Raw genomic sequence first — 19,565 nt, forward strand, 5'->3', positions numbered from 1 at the left:
GGGAGCGAACGCAACCTAGCACGAATACCGCCGCCGCGACAGGGCCGAAACCACCGCCCGGCGGCGACACCCGCCGACGATTCGGGCCAAGATCCGGAAAACGTCACACCAGCGCGCGAAGATGAGAACCAGCACCGACCCACATCCCGGCAAGGAGGCCCGGAACCATGGCATACCTCGTCCTCATCGGCACCCGCAAAGGCCTGTTCACCGCCACCAGCGACGACCGACGCACCTGGCGACTCGACGGCCCGGTCATCCTCGACGAAGACGGCTTCACCGCCGTCGCCGAAATCTACGCCATCGGCACCGACCCCGACACCGGACGCATCCTGGTCGGCGCCGCCACCTGGTTCGGCCCCAGCATCTGGCGCAGCGACGACTACGCCGCCACCTGGTCCGAACCGATCGAAGCGCCCATGGCCTTCCCCCAAGACCTGCCCTACCGGCCCCTCGACTTCTCCGAGACCGCCGGCATCGACCAACCCGAATCCGACCAGACCAACACCGTCAAACGCATCTGGCAACTCACCTTCGGCCCCGGCGACCGCGTCTGGGCCGGAGTCGAACCCACCAGCCTGTGGACCAGCGACGACGGCGGCCAGACCTTCACCTTCAACCGAGCCCTGTGGGAGCACCCCGAGCACACCACCTGGGCCTCCGGCGCCGGCGGACCGGCCGTCCACACCATCGTCCCCGACCCCACCGACCCCAAGACCCAGACGGTCGCGATCTCCTCGGGCGGCATATACCAGACCCGAGACGACGGCCACTCCTGGACCGGCATCACCAAGGGCATCACCGTCGACTACGCACCCGACGAGACCCCCGACTCCGGCCAATGCATCCACAAGGTCACCCGCGGCACCGACGGCACCCTCTACACCCAAAGCCACGGACCGGCCTACCGCTCCACCCGCCCCGACGGCGGCTGGACCGACATCTCGGCGAACCTCCCCAGCAAATTCGGATTCGCCATCGTCGCCCACCCCACCGAAGCCGGCACCGTCATGGCCTGGCCGGTCACCGCCTCCATGGAACGCACCCCGCCCGACCGGCAAGTCGGCGCCTGGCGCACCGAAGACTCCGGCGACACCTGGCAGCCCTGGCACAACGGCCTGCCCACCGACCCCTACTTCGGCGGCATCCTGCGCGACGGCGCCTGCACCGACGCCGCACCCGGCGACCCCGGCTGGTACTTCGGCACCCGCTGCGGCGACGTCTGGGCCGCCGCCGACAGCGACGGCCGGTGGCACCAGGTCGCCGCGCACCTGCCAGACGTACTGTGCGTGCGCGCGATGGAGACCGCCTGATGCACATCGACCTCAAGATCCCCGCCGCGCTGGCCAGCGAGTGCGGCGGGGCCCGCGCCATCGCCGTCGAAGTCCCCGACGGTGCGAACCTCGGCGACCTGCTCGACGCGGTCGCCGCCGACTACCCGAGACTGGCCCGCCGCGTCCGGGACGAGGCCGGACAGTTGCGCCGGTTCGTCAACGTCTACGTCGGCGACGACGAGAGCCGCCGACTCGAAGGCCAAGCCACACCCCTCAAAGCCGGGCAGCCGGTCCAGATCCTGCCCTCGATCGCCGGAGGCTAACCGACCGACACCACATCCACCACGAACACCAGCGTCTCGTCCGGGCCGATCGCATCGCCGGCGCCCTCGGCGCCGTAAGCCAGATCGGGCGGGACCACCAGCAGCCGCCGGTCACCGGCCTGGGCGCCCATCAGGCCCTCGTTCCAGCCCTGGATCACCCCGGCCGACCCCAGCGGCGCCACCTCGAACGGCTCACCGCCGCCCCACGAGGCGTCGAACCGCTCCCCGTCGTCCCAGTGGAAACCCGCATACTGCACCGTCACCGCGTCCCCGGCCGCGGCCTCGCCGCCCTCGCCCTCGACCACGTCGACGACCACCAGCGACGACGGCGGATCGCAATCGGCCGCCGACACCTCCGGGGCCCGGTCGGTCTCGGTCGAGACCCCGACCTCGCAACCGTCGGCCACCTCGACCCGGTCGAGATCGCCGCCGGAACCGCACCCGGCCAGGATCAGCGCACCCGCGAACCACAGGCCCGCCGGCCTCCATACACGACTCAACATTCCGGTGACTGCCATCGCAGGAACCTACCACCCCCGAGCCCGGCCGCGACCCGGAGCCGCCGCCGATTCGCCGCCAGGGGAGCAGCACACACATCGACGCCCGCGCCCCCGGACACGGCTACGATGCAGAGGAGAGCCAGGCACCCCAGCCAGCGAGCAAGGAGTCCCATGACCGCCGACCGGGCCACCGGCCCCGCCCACCCCCTCATACGAGCCCTCGCCCTGTGGGGCACCGTCATCGCCGCCATGTGGGTGCTGCTGTTCATCGACTGGATTACCCCGACCGCCCTGACGCAGTGGGGGATCGTCGCCGGCACCGCCGACGGGATCTTCCCCGGACTCATCGCCGCCCCGTTCCTCCACGCGGGCGGCGGCCACCTGATCTCCAACATGGTGCCCCTGGCGGTCATGGGCACCATCGCCGCGCTCCGCGACTGGCGCGCCATGTGGATCGCCCTGGCGGTCATCGTGGTCGCCTCCGGCATCGGCGTATGGCTCCTGACCGACACCGGCCGCCCCACCGTCGGCGCCTCCGGCGTCGTGTTCGGCCTGTTCGGCTACCTGCTCGGCCGCGGCGTCTTCCTGCGCCGCTTCGGCGACATCGCCATCACCGTCCTACTGGTCCTCGTCTACGGCTCCATGGTGTGGGGCATCTTCCCGAGCCAGCCCCACATTTCGTGGCAGGCCCACCTGTTCGGCTTCCTCGGCGGATTGGCGACCGCGTTCGCGCTGGCCCGGTCCGGCAACGAGACCCGCCGCCGCGGCGGCGCCCCCGGGGCGGGCTGAGTGGTGGCGGCACCGAGCGGATTCGCCTACCGGGAGCGCGGGGACGGCGCCGTAGTCATCACCCACCGCGGCCGGCACGCGACGGTCCTGCGCGGGGCCAGGGCCGCGAAGTTCCTCGACGAGGTCGCGGCCGGAGACGACCAGCAGGTCATGGCCCGGTGGACGGGCGCCTACAAGCACGGCAACGAGCGGGCGGCCAAGAACCACCCGAGGAACCGGGGCCGCTAGGGGAGCGGCACCCGGCCCGGACGCTACTGTGGTTCCTCGGTTCCGAAGTCGACCATCCAGGGGATGCCGAACCGGTCGATGCAGGAGCCGAACTCGTCGCCCCACACCTGCTTCTCCAGCGGCATGGTGACCGTGCCCGACTCGGACAGGCGCCTCCAGTAGCCGCGGATCTCCTCGGCGTCGGCGGCCTGGCCGGTGATGCTGAGGGTGACGTTCTGCCCCGGATCGTGCTCCATCCCCGGAGGCAGGTCGGAGGCCATGATGGTGAACCCGGCGCCGGTCTGGAGCCGGGAGTGCATGATCTTGTCCTTGAGCGGGCCGGTCTCACCCATCTCGCCGTAGGTGTTGATCTCCAGATCGCCGCCGAGCGCGTCGCGGTAGAACTCCATCGCCTCCAGGGCGTTGCCGTCGAAGTTCAGGTACGGGCTGAGCACGGATGCCATCGCCAGCTCCTTTGATAGGGATCGGTGTGCTACCGCTCATCCTGCCAGCGCGGTCCGACACCGGCGGCCGATTCGACCGATGCGATGATGTGGAGACCGACCCCAGCGGAGGAGGCCGTGTGCGCACCATCGTGATGACCGGCGGCACTTCAGGATTCGGCGCGATCACCGCCGACCGGCTGCGCTCGGCAGGCACCCGCCTGATCCTCGCCGCACGCCGCCCGACCGCACCGGCCGAGTCGATCCCGCTCGACCTCGCCGAACTCGACTCCGTACGCGCCTTCGCCGACACTCTCGGCGACCGACTCGACCCGGCCGGCATCGACGCCCTCGTCTGCAACGCCGGAGGCATTCGCGCCGACGCCGCCGGCCGCACCGCCGACGGCTACGAGACGACCTTCGCGGTCAACCACCTCGCCCACTACCTGCTGCTGCGGCTGCTCCTGCCGGCACTGGCCGACCGTGCGACGGTCGTTGTGACCACCAGCGGCACCCACGACCCGGCCACCAAGGCCGGTCTGGCGCTCCCGCGCCACGCCGAGGCCGACCTCCTGGCCCGCCCCGACCGCGACCCCGGTCTGCACACCGACGCGAGGGAGGCCGGCCAGCACGCCTACACCGCCTCGAAACTGTGCGTCCTGCTCACCGCCCGGGCGCTGGCCGCCCGCCCCGAGGCCCGGGAGCGGCGTCTGAGCGTGATCGCCTACTGCCCGGGACAGGTGTTCGGCACCGGCCTGGTGGGGGACCTGCCGCTGCCGATGCGGATCGCCTGGTCGGTGCTGGGCACCCCGCTGGGGTGGCCGCTGCGCCGATTCAACCGGTTCCTCAACACTCGCGAGGCCGCCGCCGACGGCCTCGCCGATCTGGCCCTGGGGACCGAGCCGGTCCCGGACGGGGAGGTCTACGCCGCGCTGCGCCGCGGACGAATCACCTGGCCCGAACCCTCGGCCCGAGCCCGAGACGACCAGGCGGCCGAAGCGCTCTGGCGCGACAGCGCGACCCTGGCGGGCCTGCCGGACTGACCGGCGGTCGGCGGTGAGGCCGACCTGAGGCCGCACGGTGGCCGTCACTCGAAATCCGTTCCTTGGCCCCTCTGCGGCCCCTACGACACATAGCTTGCGGGAACGTCACTTCTCGTGAGTTATCGCTCGGGCCGAGGGAAGTGGTTATTCCGCTTTTATATTTCTAATAAACGGAAATAAATAATGTAGGCTGTGGGCATGTCGAAAACAGCGACGCTCTGCAAGCGATGTGGGAAACCGGTGCCGCAGCAGTCCGGGCGGGGCCGTCCGCGGCTGTACTGCACCGACGGCGACTGCGCCTCGCAGGCCAAACGGCAGCGGGAACTGCGGCGGGCCACACCGGGCCTGGAAGGGGCGCTGGCGCGCGCCGAGGAGCTCTACGAGCAGATCGAGCAGTCCATGTCGGCCGCACTCGGACCCCTGGCCGAGGCCCTCCGCGCCGAGACCGACCCGGCCGAGGTCGAGGCCCGCGCCGCCGAGATCCGCTCCGAGGCCGCGGCCGCGGTCGCCGCCGCCCGAGCCGAACGCGACGAGGCCCTCCGCCGGGCCGAGACCCTCGCCGATGACTTCACCGCGCTGCGGGCCGAGCTCGATCAGGCCGCCGGCGCCGCCCGCGAGGCCGAGGACCGGGCCGCCGAAGCGGTCGAGGCGCGCCTGGAGGCCGTCCGCGGCGCCGAAGCCGCCGACGAGCGGGCCGCCTCAGCCCGGGCCGAAGCCGCGGCCGCGGTCGCCGACCGGGACGCGGCCGCCCACGAGCGGGCTGCGGCGCTCGAGACCGCCGAGGCCGCGCAGGCCGAACGCGACCGGGCGGCCGAGGCCGAGGCGGTCGCCGACGCCGCCGCCTCAGCCGCCCGCAGGGACGCCGAGGAGGCCCGAGCGCGGGCCGACCGAATCGAGGCCGAGGCCGAGGAGGCGGTCCGGTCGGCCGAAGCGGCGCTGCGGCGGTCCGACCAGCGGGCCTCGGCGCTGGCGGCCGAACGCGACCGCGAGCGCGGCCGGGTCGAGGCCCTGCTGGCCGATCTGGCCGTCGCGCGGCGCGAGGCGGACCTGGCCTCCGGCGAGGCGGCCGAGGCGCGGGAGGCGCTGGCGGTCAAGGCCGGTGAGGCCGAGGCGCTGGCCGGCGACAAGCGGGTCCTGGCCGCGCGGTTGGAGTCGGCCGATTCGCGGGTCGCTGCGGTCGCCGGCGAGGTCGAGGCCTGGCGGGAGCGGGCGCTGGCGGCCGAGGCCCGCTTCGATGGCCAACAGAATACGCCTGAAAGCCGCCATGAACCCTAATGGACTGTTGGATCCTGATGGTGTTTCCGCCAGTGAGCGGTCTATGCGCTTGATGGGAGGAGTGCTCCGGGGACGAGCCGGATCGGCCGGAGGGACTTGTAGAAGTCTTCGACCAGGGCAGATGGTCTTTGCCATGGTGGGCTGACTACAGACACTGGCAGGAGCGGGATCAGCCGACCTTCTACGAGTTGCCATCGAGGTCGACACCGACTACTGGATATCTCCTCCGACCACTGCGCCGTAACGGTCGGCGAGCTTTTCACGCAGCGACTCCAGGTCGCTCGCAGCCTGGGCCGCCATCGTCTCGCCTGCCGATACCTTTCGGGAGGTCTCCCAGAGGATTGAGTCCTCAGACTGCCTCGGTTCAGCCCTGAAAAGGATGTTGACCTCAGTCAAGAGTTGAGTGAACTGCTGGGCCATCTCCAACTCCTCGGGGAGCAGGAATGGCGAGCGTCGCAAGATCAGCAGGTTCGCCTCGATGAGGTGCCTCCGAAGGTCCTGGGCCGCCTCCCTGTCGCTGCGCCGCAGGTTCTTGCGATGGTCTGCCTCGGCGTCGGCCAATGCCTCCCATACCTCCCGCAGGGCGTTGATGCGGCTGGCACGGTATTCGCTTCGCTCTTCGCGGAGCTGCGAGCGTCGCCACTGCCAGAATCCGACGGCGGTCACGAGCACGGTTCCAGCGAAAGTCAGGAGTGCGGTAATGAGCTGCTCGAGGTTCACCCTCACATCATCGCAATACTCGGGATCCGAAGGCACCCTTGGCAGCTTATACGGTCGGCTGACTGCTGCCTGCATGACGCTCAGTGTCAATCAATGACGTTCATCATTCCCGATACCAGCCGGGCGGCTCATGTTCCACAATGCAAGCGACGCCTGTGACCTGCCCCTTCTGGTTCTGCTACTTCACGTCCTCCCTTCTCGCTCGCGCGACCTTCGTCGTAGCCGCATGCCGCATTGGACAGCCTCCACCAGGGAGAACTCGCCTCAGCTAGGCAATCCATTAGGGAGTATGGCGGGTTTCAGACGTACCTGTTGGCCCCCGCGCTTGGAGCGCGATCGGGACCGGTGAGACCGCCGGCGGGCGGCACGGATGGCGGTTCGGTGGTGCCGCTCCCCTGCCGTGGGCCGGGCCCGGGTGGTGGGAGGCGGAGGGCCCCGCACCGGTTGGGGGTGGTGCGGGGCCCGGTCCGGGGTCGTCAGTCGGCGGTGCAGGTCACCTCGGGTGAGGCCGAGGAGCCGGAGCCGATGAAGCCCCAGGCTTCGACGGTCTGGCCGGCGGCGACGGTACCGTTCCAGCCGACGTCGGTGGCGGTGACCGACGAGCCCGAGGCGGTGACGTCGGCGTTCCAGTGGCTGCTGAGGCCTTGGCCGCCGGGCCAGGTCCAGTCGAGCCGCCAGCCGTCGAGGCCGCTGTCGCCAGCGGTGATCAGGACGTTGCCCTGCCAGCCGGAGCCCCAGTCGCCGGCCACCTCGATCCGGGCGGTGCAGTCGTCGCCCGCGGGCGGGGGGTCGGTGCCGTCGTCGGGCGGGTCGGAGCCGTCCGGCGGTTCGGTGGCTCCGGTGCGCGGGGTGATGTCCTGGGTGAAGACCTCTTGGACCTGCGCGGCCTCCTGGTCGAGGGTGGCGTTGTCGATCAGGTCCGACCGGTAGAGCGGCGCGGCCAGTTCATCGAGTGCGGTCTGGGCGTACCCGGAGTCGTACAGCTCGGATTTGAGCCGGAAGAACGTCTGCTCGTACAGTTCGCGGAACTGCGGTATCTCCAGTGCCCGTTCGACGCAGGGGCAGCCCCAGGTGAATCGCTGGTCGGGATCGGTCTGCGGCGGGGGGTCGACGGGGTCCGGCGGCGGCGGGTAGATCCCGTAGGCGAGGTTGTGGTCCCAGGCGACGACGGTCATCTTGCCGGTGCTCGGGGTGTATCGCAGGAAGCCGTTCTGGCCGGGGCCGTCGATGTCGTCCCAGTTGAGGATGAGGTCTTGGACGGCCAGGTAGCGGGCGAATTCCTCGGTTTCCATGCGGTCGTCGAGTTCGGCGGCGAATTCGGCGTCGGTGGCGTTGTTCATCCAGTCGAGGTAGTCCAGCAGCGGCTGCCATTCGCTCTCGTCGCCGCCTTTGGGTTCCCAGGCGCCGTCGTAGTCGTCGGGGTCGTCGCCGTAGTAGTCGAAGCCGCGGTCCCATTTCTTCTTGTAGAGGGTGCCGCCGTCCTTGCTGTCGGGGTCGCCGAAGTTCTCTTTGTCGAAGGTCTTGTCGAGTTCCTGGACGATCAGGCGCAGCACCGGTGGTTCGCCGTTGACGCTGAAGGCGGTCGGGAAGCTCTTGGTGGCGACCAGGTCGGCTCCTTCGAGCATGCGCAGGGAGACCGCTTCGTTGAGTGCCGATTCGGTTTCGTTGGATCGGACGACGATTCGCTTGTAGCCCTGGTAGTCCTGTTCGGTGTACTTGTCGAGGCGGATCAGCCAGGGCAGTGAGGACGGCGAGGAGTCGGTGCTCAAGCCCATGAGGCTGGATTGGCCTTTGAGTTTGATGCCGGCTCCGGGGATGGTCGTGCCGTCGATGGTGACGTCGGCGGTGATCCAGATCTTGTCTTCGGACTCGAGGTAGGCCTCGACCAGTTCGGTGAAGTCGGCGTCGTCGATCGAGACCTGGACGTCGTGGATCGTGCCGGAGTCCCAGAGCGGGAGGGTCTGGACCGGTTCGGGATGCTGGGCGGCGGCGGGGCTGCCTGCGAGGCCGATCGCGAGTGTGAGAGTCGCCGCGACGGCCGCGAGGGTCCGCGTGATGGGTCTCATGTGTGGCACCTCCATGGCCACGGAATCTGGTTCCGTTCTCTTTGGATGCCCGGAACGGTAGCAACGTCGTCTATGGAAAAACTATGGAAACGCTTGCCGACGCATAGGTTCCGCATAGCGCATTCATAGGTTGGGCTTCTATAAATCGCTGTATGGAAGCATTCGGATGGACAGGACTGGTCGCGGATCTGGCGCTCATCGCCGCCCTGGTGTTCGGCGTGTACTACCGGCGCCACCGCCGGCGCCACATGGTGGTGCCCTATATCGGGATCAACGTCGGCGTGTATGCGGTGGTGACCGCGCTGCTGGGTGCGGAGATAGGGATCGGGGTGGGCATCGGCCTGTTCGGGGTGCTGTCCATTATCCGCCTGCGGTCGGACGAGATCAGCCACGGCGACGTGTGCTACTACTTCGCCTCGCTCTCCATTGGACTGGTCTGCGGGATCCCGCTGGACCCGTTCTGGACCGGTCCGGCCCTCGGGCTGCTGGTGGTGGCGGTGATGGCCGTGATCGACCAGCCGGTGTGGCATCAGCGGTACCGCCAGCAGCGGGTGGTGCTGGAGCGGATCTACCCCTCGCGCCCGGAGCTGGAGGCGCGGCTGATCGAGCACCTGGGGGCCGAGTCGATCACGCGGATCGAGACGACGGTGACCGACCTGGTGCGGGATTCGCAGACGGTCGATGTGACCTATCGGGTCGCCGGGCCGCGGGACCGGTCTCTGCGGCGCCGTCCGGTCCTCGCACGCTGAGGTTGGGAGCGATTCACATGTTCGCGGGCCTCTCCCCCATCGGCCTGGGCGACCTGCTCGAGGCCGCCGAGCTCCAGACACGCGTCGACCGCAAGTACCTGGTCGACCGGGCCGACCTGGAGGCGCTGCTGGAGGCGCTGCGCGGCGAGCTGGCCGTGCTGGAGATCGACGCCGGCCGCCGCTTCGACTACGAGTCGGTCTACTTCGACACCCCGGACCTGTCGAGCTACCTGTCCGCGGCCCGCTCGCGGCGCCGCCGGTTCAAGGTCCGCACCCGCACCTACCTCGATTCGGGCCGGTGCATGCTCGAGATCAAGACCCGTTCGGGCCGGGCCACGGTCAAGCGCCGGTTCGACTACGCCGCCGCCGACCGGCACCGGCTCACCGCCGAGGGCCGGCGGCGGATCGAGGCCTCCGGGCAGGTGCCGGTCGGCGCCGAGGCGCTGGAGCCGGTGCTGGTGACCCGGTACCTGCGGGCGACGGTCCTGCACGTGCCCTCGGGGGCGCGGCTGACCTGCGACACCGAGTTGGGGTTCGAGGACTTCGCCGGGCGGGTCGGGGCGATCAGTCCGGAGGTGGCCGTGGTCGAGGTGAAGAGTCCGGGCCGGTCGGTGCCGGTGGACCGCCGGCTGTGGGAGGCGGGGTACCGGCCGTGCTCGATCAGCAAGTACGGCACCGGCATGGCGTTTCTGCGTCCGGAGCTGCCGGCGAACAAGTGGAACCGGACGCTGCGGCGGCATTTCGGGTGGCGGCCGCAGCGTCCGGTTCCGGTGGCCGGTCAGCCGGGTCTGAGTACGTAGCCGACGCCGCGGACGGTGTGGATCATCGGCGCCGAGCGGTGGTCGAGTTTGCGGCGCAGGTAGGAGATGTAGAGCTCGACGATGCTGCTTCGGCCCCGGTAGTCGTAGCTCCAGACCTGCCGGAGGATCTGGGTCTTGCTGACCACGCGGCGGGGGTTGCGCATGAGGTAGCGCAGGAGCCGGAACTCGGTGTCGGTGAGGTGGACGGGTCGGCCGTCGCGGCTGACTTCGCGGGTGGTCTCGTCGAGTTCGAGGTCGCCGACGGTGAGTCGGGGCGGCGGGTCTTCGGTGCCGTTGGCGGTCCGTCGGAGGATGGATTTGAGGCGCAGCATGACTTCTTCGAGGTTGAACGGTTTGGCGACGCAGTCGTCGGCGCCGGCGGCGAGGCATCCGATGCGGTGCCCGGTGTCGTCGGTGTCGGCCAGGACCATCACCGGTAGGTCGGGGAACGCCGAGCGGATGCGGCCCAGGAGGGCCAGTCCGTCGATGTCGGGTAGGGACAGCTCGGTGACGACCAGGTGGGGCCGGTGGTCCCGCAGGTGGCCCAGGGTGGTTTCGCCGTCGGGGGCGGGGATGGCCTCCCAGCCTTCGAGTCGGCAGGCGGTCTCGAGGATGCCGCGGACGTTGGCGTCCGGGTCGGCGGTGAGGATCCTAGTGAGGGTGGAGTCGGATCCGTCCGGCCTTGGTGTCTTAAGGGTGAACTCCACGTGAACATTCTAAACCCGACATTCCTCATATATCCACATCTATCGATAGGAATTCGGTGTCGGCGGTGGTCCCGGGCCGAGTCCTTATCCGATTGCCGCCCACCGGGCCGGCCGGTAGAGTCCGCCCGGTGAGCCTCGAAGCCGACTCCCCCAGCCCGCCGCGGCCCGACGGCCTGGTCGAACTGCCGGCCGGATCGGTCACCGTCAGCGACCGGCGCACCCGCCGGTCGTGGCGGGTCGACCTGGCGCCGTTCGCCATCGCGCCCACGCCGGTGACCGAGGCCGACTGGGCCGAGGCCGCCGGCGGGACCGGTCGCGGCGCCTCGGACCTGCCGGTGGTCGAGGTCTCCTGGTTCGATGCGGTCCGGTACTGCAACGCCCGGTCCGAACGCGAGGGCCTGGACCCGGCCTACCGGATCGACGGCGATCGGGTGGACCGGCGGGCCGCCTCGGCCGGATACCGCCTGCCGACCGAGGCCGAGTGGGAGTACGCCTGCCGGGCCGGCACCGACCGGCCGCGCTACGGGCCGCTGGACGAAATCGGCTGGTACCGCGGCAACTCCGGCGAACGGATCCGGCCGGTCGGCCTCAAGCGGCCGAACCGGTGGGGCCTGTCGGACATGATCGGACTCGTGTGGGAGTGGTGCTGGGACCACTACGACCAGCAGGTGTACGGCGACTACCGGGTGCTGCGCGGCGGCGGCTGGTTCGACGAGCACTGGAGCTGCCGGGCCTCGGTGCGGCGCCGGACGATGCCCACCCTCCGGATCGACGATTTGGGGCTGCGGCCGGTCCGGAGCCTGGGCCCCGGTCAGGCGGCCGAGTAGACCACCAGCGCCACCGCCGCGAACTGGGCGGCGTAGGCGGCCACGGTGCAGGCGTGGAACACCTCGTGGAAGCCGAACCAGCGGGCGTTTGGGTCGGGCCGCTTGCGCGCGTAGACGACCCCGCCGGCGGTGTAGAGGACGCCGCCGGCGATGATCAGCGCCGTCGCGGCGGGGCCGGCGCCGGCGACCAGTTGCGGGATCACGAACACCGCCGCCCAGCCCAGCACGATGTACAGGCCGGTGTAGAGCGCGCGCGGCGCCCCGTGCCACAGCGTCCGGAAGGCGACTCCGGCGACCGCGCCGGTCCACACCGCCGCCAGCAGGCCGATGCGGGCCGCGCCCTCGAGCGCGAGCGCGGCCACCGGCGTGTAGGTGCCGGCGATGATCAGGTAGATGTTGGCGTGGTCGAGCCGTTTGAGGCGGGCGGTGGCCGCCGGGCTCAGGCGGGCGCGGTGGTAGAGCGCCGAGACGCCGAACAGGGCCGCCGAGGTGAGCACGTAGACCGCGGCGGTGGCCCGGGCGGCGAGGGTGGGGCCGGTGGCGACCAGGATCAGTCCGGCGACCAGGGCGGCCGGGAAGGCCGCCAGGTGCAGCCAGCCGCGCAGGCGCGGACGTGTGTCGAGCGCGGTGTCCATGCCTGAACGATACGCGACTTCGGTTACCGGCCGGTAGGGTCTTGGTGCGCAGTGCGACCGCGACCGCATCCGCCTCGGCGCGCGGTCGTAGGCGCGAATACGCCGCCGCGGCGATGCGCCCGCGGGCCGGCGGCCGCGACGGTGGGGCCATGAGACTCCCGCGCCCCGCCTACCGGCTGCTCATCATCGTCCACGTCGCCGCCTCGGTCGCCTGGCTCGGACTGAGCCTGTCGCTGCTGGTGCTCACCGCCACCGTCCTGGCCGCCGACCGGGCCCCGACCCAGTTCGCCGCCGGGCAGGCCGCCGCGATGCTCGCCGGCACCCTCGCCGTGCCGCTCGGAGCGACCGCCCTGGCCTCGGGGCTGGCGCTGTCGCTGGGGACCCGCTGGAGCCTGCGCTACCGGTGGGTGCTGGTCAAATTCGTCGCCACCGCCGCCGCGTTCGCGCTGACGCTGGTGCTGCTGCGCCCCGGACTGGCCGCGCTGGCCGCCGACCTCTCCCCCGACCGCCTGGTGGCGGTCGACGGCGACGCCGTCGCCGGGCCGATCGTGTCCTCGGCGATCTTCATCGGCGCGATCGCGCTGTCCTACCTCAAGCCGTGGGGAGCGCTCGGGCGGCCCCGGCCGACCGCGCGGCCTCGCGTGCCCGCTCGTAGTAGCCGATGAGCGCGTCGCCTTCGGCCTCCCAGGTGCGGCCGCGGACTTTGGCGCGGCCGCGCCGCCCCCACTGCCGCAGCAGCTCGCGCCGGCCGGCGAGGGCGGCGACCGCCTGGGCCAGGCGGTCGGGGTCGCCGGAGGGGAAGTGGGTGCCGTCGACGCCGGGGTCGACCAGTTCGGCCGCGCCGCCGGCGTCGACGGCCAGGACGGCGACCCCGGAGGCGTGGGCCTCCTGGATGGTCTGCCCGAACGTCTCGAACGGGCCGGTGTGGACGAACAGGTCCAGGGAGGCGTACAGGCGCGACAGTTCCGCGCCGTGGAGGTTGCCCAGGAACGCCGCCTGGGGCAGGTGCCGTTGGAGGGCCTTGCGGCGGGGCCCGTCGCCGGCGATCACCACTCGGACGCCGGGCAGTTCGGAGGCGGCCTTGAGCAGGTGGAGGTGCTTCTCGCGGGCCAGGCGGCCGACGTAGCCGACCAGGAGTTCGCCGTCGGGTGCGAGCGCGTCGTGGACCGACCGGTCGCGCCGGGCCGGGTCGAACCGGTCGGTGTCGACCCCGTGCGGGAGGACTTCGACACCGGCGATGCCTTGGGCGGCCAGGGACCGGGCGGTGCACCGGCTGAGGGCGAGGTTGACCGCCGCCTGGGAGTGGATGCGGCGCAGGCGCCGCCAGACGAGCTGTTCGAAGGCGGTCAGGTGGTAGGCGCGGGTGTAGGAGGGCAGGTCGGTCTGCCAGACCGCGACCGCGCCGACCCCGGCGGCGGTGGCCCAGTCGGCGGCGCGGCCGGTGTAGCCGAACGGGGAGGCCAGGTGGATCACGTCGGGCCGGTGGGCCTGGAGGGCTTCGTCGACCGCGCGGGTGGCCAGGCCGGCGCGGAAGTTGCGGTAGGCCGGGACCGGCAGGGATCGGACGTGGACGACCGGCCAGGGGGTCGGCGGGGCGTCGGCGGGGCCGGGAGAGGGGGCGATGACGACCGGTTCGTGTCCGCGGTCGTGGAGGTGCTCGGCGGTGCGGGCGACGGATCGGGCGACGCCGTTGACCTGCGGCGGGAACGACTCTGTGACGAGGGCGACCTTCATAGTCGCAGCGTATGGGGGCTGTGGGGCGCCGGGGCGAACCCGACGTGGCGGGGGCTTGAACCGGATCGGAATGTTCGCCTCCCGGGGTCGGTGTCACAGGCTAGCGGTAGGTGTTGGAGGATGCAGCCGTTGTCATTGGAAGGAGCCCCGTGATGTCACTGTCCAGTGCCGACATCGATCATCTGGAATCGGTGCTGGCCCAAGGCAAGAAACCGAGGGTGATGTTCACCGATGCGGCGGGGCAGGTGGCCGGCCGGTCGGGCAAGGTCGTGTCGGTGGCCTCGCCCCGCGAGGGCGATTTCGTCGAGGTCGCCTTCGGGTCCGACCAGTTGCCGTTCGCCCCCACCGAGCTGCGTCTGCCCGAGCGCGGCGAGGCCTCCCGCGCCAAGGCGCCGCGCCAGGGCGGCGGCCGGTCCCGGCAGCGGGCCCCGTCCGGGCCGGGGCTGCTGCCGGAGAGCCCCGAGCCCGCCAAGCCGGCCCCGCCGGCGCCGACCGAGAGGAAGCGAGTGACCGTGCCCGAGACGAATGCGAGCAAGCCCGAGCCGGCGCCGGCGCGCAAACGCGCGCCGCGGCAGCGCCGGGAGAAGCATCCGGAGCTGACGATCACGTTGACCTATGAGGACGGCCGGTGGGCGGTGTCGGCCGCCAAGGGCGCCCGCGCCACCGTCAAGGGCGTCGAGGTCGGGCATTCGGCGGCGCTGGCCATGTGCAAGGCCGCCGAGTCGGCCGAGGTCGACGAGGTGGTGACCGAGGTGGTCGAGAAGATCCGGGCCGAGGCCGCCGAGGAGGCCGAGGCGCTCCGCAAGCGGCTGGAGGCCGCCGAGGCCAAGCTGGCCGAGCTCGGCGAGTAGTTCACCGGCGGGCGTGCTTGATGTAGATCATCACCGCTTCGCGGGTGGTCTTGACTCCGAGGGTCGCTCGGGCCGCGGCGATGCGCCGGTTGGCCGTCCGCAGGGACACGAACTCGGCCTCGGCTGCGGCCGCGATCGTCGAGCCGGCGGCGAGCCGGTTGAGCAGGGCCCGCTGCTCGGGGTCGAGGTCGAGGCCGTCGTCGGGTTCGGGCCGGCCGGGGGTGTGGCCGAGCGGCCCGACCCGGCGCAGGTCGGCCGCCAGCGCGAGCGCGATGTCGCCGGCGGCGACGGCGACCACGCCGGCGCCGCGGGCGGCGGCCAGGACCGCCTGCGAGGCGGTGTGGTCGTCGGCGACGGTGCCGTGGGCGATCAGGCGGCGTTCGGCCAGGTCCCAGGTCGTCTCCAGCAGGGCGAACCCGCGGTGGGCCTTCCATCCGGCGGCGGTGCAGCGGCGCACGATCGCGTCGGCGTCGGCGCCGGCGGCCACCACGTGCAGCGGGGGCGTGTCGTTCATGCCTCACCGCCGTCGCCGTCGAGCAGGACGGCCGCTTCGGTGCGGGTGCGGGCGCCGAGTTTGCGCATGCCCGAGCGGATGTGGGTTTCGACCGTCTCGGCGGTGATGCCGAGGATTTCGGCGATGCGGCGGGAGGGGTGGCCGCCGGCGACGTGGCGGAGCACTTGGGTTTCGCGGTCGGTCAGGCCGCCGGTGCCGCGGGCGCTGCGCCGGTCGCGGCGGATGTCGTGGCGGCGGAGGGATCGTTTGGCGCGGCCGGCCAGGACGGTCAGGCCGTGGGTCTCGGCGACCCGTTCGGCCGCTTCGAGGGCGGCGATGGCTTGGTCGGGGCGGGCGCTGTGGGCGGCCAGGGCCAGCAGGCATCGGACTTGTTCGCGGGCGGACAGGCCGTCCCAGGCGTCGGCGGCGTCGGCGAACGCCTCGGCGCGGGCCGCGTCCCAGGCGGCCAGGGTGGTCTCGATCGGCCTCGGCCAGGCGGGATGGTCGGTGCCGGCCGGTTCGGTGCCGGTGTCGTAGGCGATCCAGCGGCCGGTGATGTGGGCCAGGCCGCCGACCAGGCCGCCGTCGCCTTCGGGCGGCTCGGGGTCGGGTTGGCCGTCGAGCCAGGCGGTCTCGTGTTCGAGCCAGTCGACCAGGGCCCCGAGCGCGGCCGGCGGGTCGGACAGGCGCGCCAGGCGCGCCCGGGCCGTCCCCAGTGCGCCGGTGTCGGCTTCGGCCAGGGCGATGGCGGCGATGATGAGCGTGTCGGCCACTGCCGGCAGGGTGTGGTCGGCCAGGGTCTGGGCGGTGGCGATGAGGTGGTCCAGGCCGGTGCCGGACAGGACCAGGCACCAGGCGGCGCCGGCCAGGAACCGGGTCTGCCAGGAGTAGGCGCCGGCTTCGGCGCAGCGGGCGGCGGCGTCGCGGGCGGCCGCCTCGGCCTCGAGGATGCGGGCGGCGTCGGCCAGGGCGATCACGCGGGCCCAGGCGCACCAGTGGGCGGTGGTCTGGTCGCCGGCGTCCCAGGCGAGCGCCTCGGCCGCCGCCAGCGCTTCGGGGTCGTCGCCGGCCAGGGCCGCGGCCAGTCCCGGGTGGTCCAGGGCGGGCCCGTGGGCGGCCCGCAGCCGCTCGGTCAGGGCCGGCCGGTCGGCCGGGTCGGCGGTGAGCAGCCGCAGCTGGTCGCGTTCGGGCCCGTCCGGGGCCGATTCGAGTGCCGCCGCCGCGGCGGCGGTGTCGCCGGTGGCCAGCAGTGCCCAGGCCCGCGCCAGGGCCGCTTCGGGGCCGTCGGCGCCTTCGAGGACGGTCACTGCGGCTCGGCCGCGGCCGGCCGCGAGTGCGGCGCGGGCGGCGTCCACGCGGTGGGCCGGGTCGGCCTCGGCCGCCAGCAGCAGCGCCTCGGCCCGCGCCGAAGGCCCGGTGGCGGCCTCGGCCGCCGCGACCGCTTCGGTCAGGGCCCGGTCGGTGTCGCCGGCGGCCAGGGCGTGCCGGGCCGATTCGGTGCCGGCGGTGGCCTCGGCCAGGCGGGTGTGCATCGCGGTCCGGGCCTCGCGGTCGAGCAGGCCGGCGGCGATCTCGGCCATCCAGGGGCTGGCCGGGCGCAGGTGCGCGCCGTCGGTGGCGGCCAGGCCGGTCTCGCGCAGGAGCGCCGCGCCCTCACCGAGCAGGCTCGGGTGGGCCGGGCGGCCCAGCAGTCCGAGCGCGGCCAGGGCGGTGCGGCCGGGCCGGGGCAGGTCGGCGATGGCCGCCGCCGCCGCGGCGGCCGGGTCGGCGACGGCTTCGAAGTCCGGTTCGGCGTCGGTCTCGCCGGCGCGGCGGGCCAGCGCCGTCAGTGCCAGGGGGTTGCGGCCGCCGCGGGCGCAGATGGCGGCCACCCGGTGTCCCGGCAGGGCCGGGGCCGCCGAGCGCACCAGGGCGGCCGCTTCGGCTTCGGACAGGTCGGGCACGTCGATGACCGTGGCCGCCTCCAGCAGCCGGTCGGCGGCGGCCGGGGCGAGCCGGTGGGGGGTGCGCAGGGCTGCGGCGACCGGGAGGCGCCGGGCCAGGATCGGCAGCACCGCCACCGTGGCCGCGTCGCACCATTGCAGGTCGTCGATCAGCAGGACGCCGCCGCGGGTCCGGGAGTAGACCGCTTCGGCCAGCAGCGCGAGGTCGTCGCCGGGCATGCGGGCGCGGGTGGCGCGCTCCAGGGCCAGCGCCGGCGTGCTCGAGAGCATCGCCAGTCCGCCGCCGGCGTGCACCGGCCGTTTCGAGGCCGACGCCAGTTGGGACAGCAGGTGGCTGCGGCCGCAGCCGGGCGGCCCGGTGAACACCGCCAGGCCGGTGCCGTCGGCCAGCGCCGCGGCGGCGGTCCGGATCGCCTCGTCTCGCGGCCCGGGCGCCGGTGGCGCCGGCGCGGCCGCATCGTCGGGCCGGGGCCGCTGCAGGCCTGGAGTGGGAGACGACGGGGCGGCCAAAATAGGGGCTCCTTACGCTCTGGCACGAATGGGGGAGGCGACGTTCGCCTGCTGGTTTGTATCGTCAATATCAGTCGACGATGCGCCGACGCCCTTCATGATATTGCGGAAGCTTCGATGCCGCAGACCGGCGTCGGCGCCACAGGGCACGAGATTCACCGGAAGGGGCGGACGCGCGAGGATGGTGGCAGGGCAACTCACCACGAGTGTGGCGGGCATGTGCGAGGACCTGACCGGCAAGGTCTCCGACTCCTCGCGCACGGTCGTCGAGGACGTGGCCGCCCGGCTGGCGCAGCCGCTGCGCGTGGCCGTGGCCGGCCGGCTCAAAGCCGGCAAGTCCACGCTGGTGAACGCGCTGATCGGCCGCCGGGTCGCCCCCACCGCCGCCGGCGAGTGCACCCGCGTGGTCACCCAGTTCCGGTACGGCCCGGCCGACCGGATCGACGTGATCGACCGGACCGGCGCGAAGCACCCGGTGCCGCTGGATGCGGGCGGCATGATCCCCACCAGCCTGCCGATCCCGGCCGACGACGCCCAACTGATCGACGTGCAGTTGTCCAGCGACCGGCTCCGCGACCTCACCGTGGTCGACACGCCCGGTCTCCAGTCGGTCAACACCGACATCTCCGACGCCGCCCGCCAGATGCTGAAGGCCCCCATCGCCGAGGACGTCGACGACGACTCCCGCGAGGCGGTCGCCGGCGCCGAGGCGATCATCTACGTGTTCACCCAGCAGGTCCGCGGCGACGACGTCGAAGCGCTCGAGGCGTTCGCCAACGCCTCCCAGCAGTTGTCGAGCTCGCCGATGAACTCCCTGGCGCTGTACAACAAGGTCGACAAGCTCGCCCCCGGGCCCGGGCAGGACCCGTGGCCGGTGGCCGGTCCGATCGCCGCCGACCAGGCCGGCGTCCTCAAACGCGCCGTGTGCGACGTGGTGCCGGTGGTCGGGCTCCTGGCCGAGACCGCCGAGGCCGGCCTGCTGACCGCCGCCGACTGCGAAGCCCTGCGCACCCTCGCCGGACTCGACGAGGAGAAGCGGGCCCTGATGCTCGCCAGCGCCGACCTGTTCACCTCCACCGACGGGCCGGTCGAGGTCGGGCAGCGGCGGCGGCTGCTGGAGCGGCTGGACCTGTACGGCATCCACTTCGCCCTCGCCCACCTCCAGACCAACCCGCACATCGCGACCGGTGAGCTGGTGCGGCTGCTGTTCGCCGCCTCCGGGTTCCCGCGGCTGCGCACCACCCTCCACCAGATCTTCGGGGTCCGCGCCGACGTCATCAAGGCCGGGTGGGCGCTGTCCCGGCTCGATGCCGCGGCCGCCTCCGGGCCGCCGGCCGACCGCGACCTGCTGCGCGGCGCGGTCGAGTCGGTCGTGGCCCGGCCCGAGTACCATCGGCTGCCGCTGCTGGAGGCGGCCGCGCAGGTCACCACCGGCCGGGTCCCCCTCCCCGAGCAGATGGAGGCCGAGGTCGCCCGCCTGGCGTTGACCGACGACGCCAACGTCGTGCTCGGCCTGGAGGAGGCGCCGCGCCCGCAGCAGCGGCGCGCCGCGATCGAGGCGGCCGCGCGCTGGCGGGCGTTCGCCAACGGCGGGGCCACACCGGCGCAGGCGCGGGTGGCGAACGTGGTGCATCGTGGATTCCATCTGCTGGCCCAACGCCTCGGCTGAGAACGAC

At 72.4% G+C, this 19,565-nt stretch carries 21 protein-coding genes; 12 read left to right on the forward strand and 9 right to left on the reverse strand.

Translation table 11 applies throughout. The features are described from left to right. Nucleotides 1-167 precede the first annotated feature (167 nt). Together CUT39_RS02400 and CUT39_RS02405 are read left to right on the forward strand one after the other, a co-directional pair. On the forward strand, nt 168-1,313 hold the full coding sequence (locus CUT39_RS02400; protein WP_100444351.1) for a WD40/YVTN/BNR-like repeat-containing protein: 1,146 nt from the start codon (nt 168-170) through the stop codon (nt 1,311-1,313). Then, entirely contained in the window at nt 1,313-1,597 is a 285-nt protein-coding gene (locus tag CUT39_RS02405; RefSeq protein WP_100444352.1) for a MoaD/ThiS family protein, read from the forward strand. The genes CUT39_RS02400 and CUT39_RS02405 overlap by 1 nt, the downstream gene beginning before the upstream one ends. Here CUT39_RS02405 and CUT39_RS02410 read toward each other — a convergent pair. Beyond that, entirely contained in the window at nt 1,594-2,115 is a 522-nt protein-coding gene (locus CUT39_RS02410) for an FKBP-type peptidyl-prolyl cis-trans isomerase (RefSeq protein ID WP_232805535.1), read from the reverse strand. The two genes, CUT39_RS02405 and CUT39_RS02410, sit on opposite strands and share 4 nt — an antisense overlap. Nucleotides 2,116-2,268: 153 nt before the next feature. On the opposite strand from CUT39_RS02410, the gene CUT39_RS02415 reads away from it, so the two are divergent. Both CUT39_RS02415 and CUT39_RS02420 read left to right on the forward strand, forming a co-directional pair. Continuing rightward, nucleotides 2,269-2,886 carry a rhomboid family intramembrane serine protease gene (locus CUT39_RS02415; protein WP_157930435.1) on the forward strand — a complete coding sequence of 206 codons (618 nt, stop codon included), beginning with the start codon at nt 2,269-2,271 and terminating at the stop codon, nt 2,884-2,886. 3 nt (nt 2,887-2,889) lie between these two features. Next, nucleotides 2,890-3,114, forward strand: coding sequence for a hypothetical protein (locus CUT39_RS02420; RefSeq protein ID WP_100444354.1), 225 nt, complete (start codon nt 2,890-2,892; stop codon nt 3,112-3,114). Between the two features lie 23 nt (nt 3,115-3,137). Here CUT39_RS02420 and CUT39_RS02425 read toward each other — a convergent pair whose 3' ends face one another. Next, the gene (locus CUT39_RS02425) at nt 3,138-3,557 is read right to left on the reverse strand and encodes a VOC family protein (RefSeq protein ID WP_100444355.1); all 420 of its coding nucleotides are present in this window, start codon (nt 3,555-3,557) and stop codon (nt 3,138-3,140) included. A 119-nt stretch (nt 3,558-3,676) separates the two neighbouring features. Here CUT39_RS02425 and CUT39_RS02430 point away from each other — a divergent pair, with 119 nt between their 5' ends. Next, entirely contained in the window at nt 3,677-4,579 is a 903-nt protein-coding gene (locus CUT39_RS02430) for an SDR family NAD(P)-dependent oxidoreductase (RefSeq protein WP_198586810.1), read from the forward strand. 198 nt (nt 4,580-4,777) lie between these two features. Further along, entirely contained in the window at nt 4,778-5,854 is a 1,077-nt protein-coding gene (locus CUT39_RS02435; RefSeq protein ID WP_157930436.1) for a coiled-coil domain-containing protein, read from the forward strand. Nucleotides 5,855-6,064: 210 nt separating this feature from the next. On the opposite strand, the gene CUT39_RS02440 is transcribed toward CUT39_RS02435, so the two are convergent. Then, a complete protein-coding gene (locus CUT39_RS02440) occupies nt 6,065-6,574 on the reverse strand; it encodes a hypothetical protein (protein WP_157930437.1) in 510 nt (169 codons plus the stop codon). 476 nt (nt 6,575-7,050) lie between these two features. Beyond that, a complete protein-coding gene (locus tag CUT39_RS02445; RefSeq protein WP_198586811.1) occupies nt 7,051-8,640 on the reverse strand; it encodes a CotH kinase family protein in 1,590 nt (529 codons plus the stop codon). A 152-nt stretch (nt 8,641-8,792) separates the two neighbouring features. Between CUT39_RS02445 and CUT39_RS02450 the strand changes: the two genes are divergently transcribed. Then, nucleotides 8,793-9,389, forward strand: a complete 597-nt coding sequence (locus tag CUT39_RS02450; RefSeq protein ID WP_100444359.1) for a DUF4956 domain-containing protein — start codon at nt 8,793-8,795, stop codon at nt 9,387-9,389. 17 nt (nt 9,390-9,406) lie between these two features. Further along, nucleotides 9,407-10,189: a polyphosphate polymerase domain-containing protein gene (locus CUT39_RS02455; protein ID WP_100444360.1), complete on the forward strand. Its 783-nt coding sequence runs from the start codon at nt 9,407-9,409 to the stop codon at nt 10,187-10,189. Here the strand turns inward: CUT39_RS02455 and CUT39_RS02460 are convergent. Beyond that, nucleotides 10,168-10,896: a response regulator transcription factor gene (locus tag CUT39_RS02460; protein WP_100444361.1), complete on the reverse strand. Its 729-nt coding sequence runs from the start codon at nt 10,894-10,896 to the stop codon at nt 10,168-10,170. The genes CUT39_RS02455 and CUT39_RS02460 overlap by 22 nt on opposite strands. A 128-nt stretch (nt 10,897-11,024) precedes the next feature. Between CUT39_RS02460 and CUT39_RS02465 the strand changes: the two genes are divergently transcribed. Then, nucleotides 11,025-11,723, forward strand: a complete 699-nt coding sequence (locus tag CUT39_RS02465; RefSeq protein WP_198586812.1) for a formylglycine-generating enzyme family protein — start codon at nt 11,025-11,027, stop codon at nt 11,721-11,723. Here the strand turns inward: CUT39_RS02465 and trhA are convergent. After that, nucleotides 11,708-12,358: a PAQR family membrane homeostasis protein TrhA gene (trhA, locus tag CUT39_RS02470; RefSeq protein ID WP_100444362.1), complete on the reverse strand. Its 651-nt coding sequence runs from the start codon at nt 12,356-12,358 to the stop codon at nt 11,708-11,710. The two genes, CUT39_RS02465 and trhA, sit on opposite strands and share 16 nt — an antisense overlap. A 149-nt stretch (nt 12,359-12,507) precedes the next feature. On the opposite strand from trhA, the gene CUT39_RS02475 reads away from it, so the two are divergent. Then, the gene (locus tag CUT39_RS02475) at nt 12,508-13,023 is read left to right on the forward strand and encodes a DUF2269 domain-containing protein (RefSeq protein ID WP_157930438.1); all 516 of its coding nucleotides are present in this window, start codon (nt 12,508-12,510) and stop codon (nt 13,021-13,023) included. Here the strand turns inward: CUT39_RS02475 and CUT39_RS02480 are convergent. Then, nucleotides 12,950-14,092 carry a glycosyltransferase family 4 protein gene (locus tag CUT39_RS02480; RefSeq protein WP_100444364.1) on the reverse strand — a complete coding sequence of 381 codons (1,143 nt, stop codon included), beginning with the start codon at nt 14,090-14,092 and terminating at the stop codon, nt 12,950-12,952. The genes CUT39_RS02475 and CUT39_RS02480 overlap by 74 nt on opposite strands. 152 nt (nt 14,093-14,244) lie before the next feature. Between CUT39_RS02480 and CUT39_RS02485 the strand changes: the two genes are divergently transcribed. Beyond that, nucleotides 14,245-14,943, forward strand: coding sequence for a DUF6319 family protein (locus CUT39_RS02485; protein WP_100444365.1), 699 nt, complete (start codon nt 14,245-14,247; stop codon nt 14,941-14,943). A 1-nt stretch (nt 14,944) separates the two neighbouring features. On the opposite strand, the gene CUT39_RS02490 is transcribed toward CUT39_RS02485, so the two are convergent. Together CUT39_RS02490 and CUT39_RS02495 are read right to left on the reverse strand one after the other, a co-directional pair. Then, nucleotides 14,945-15,457 (reverse strand): LuxR family transcriptional regulator, encoded by a 513-nt coding sequence (locus CUT39_RS02490; RefSeq protein ID WP_100444366.1) that lies wholly within the window; start codon nt 15,455-15,457, stop codon nt 14,945-14,947. Next, nucleotides 15,454-17,889, reverse strand: coding sequence for a helix-turn-helix transcriptional regulator (locus tag CUT39_RS02495; RefSeq protein WP_198586813.1), 2,436 nt, complete (start codon nt 17,887-17,889; stop codon nt 15,454-15,456). Before CUT39_RS02495 ends, CUT39_RS02490 begins: the two co-directional genes overlap by 4 nt. Nucleotides 17,890-18,106: 217 nt before the next feature. Between CUT39_RS02495 and CUT39_RS02500 the strand changes: the two genes are divergently transcribed. Continuing rightward, nucleotides 18,107-19,558, forward strand: coding sequence for a dynamin family protein (locus CUT39_RS02500; RefSeq protein WP_232805536.1), 1,452 nt, complete (start codon nt 18,107-18,109; stop codon nt 19,556-19,558). Nucleotides 19,559-19,565: the final 7 nt, after the last annotated feature.

Origin of the sequence: Glycomyces xiaoerkulensis, from assembly GCF_002798405.1 — a bacterium.
GTDB classification, from domain to species: Bacteria; Actinomycetota; Actinomycetes; order Mycobacteriales; family Micromonosporaceae; genus Glycomyces; species Glycomyces xiaoerkulensis.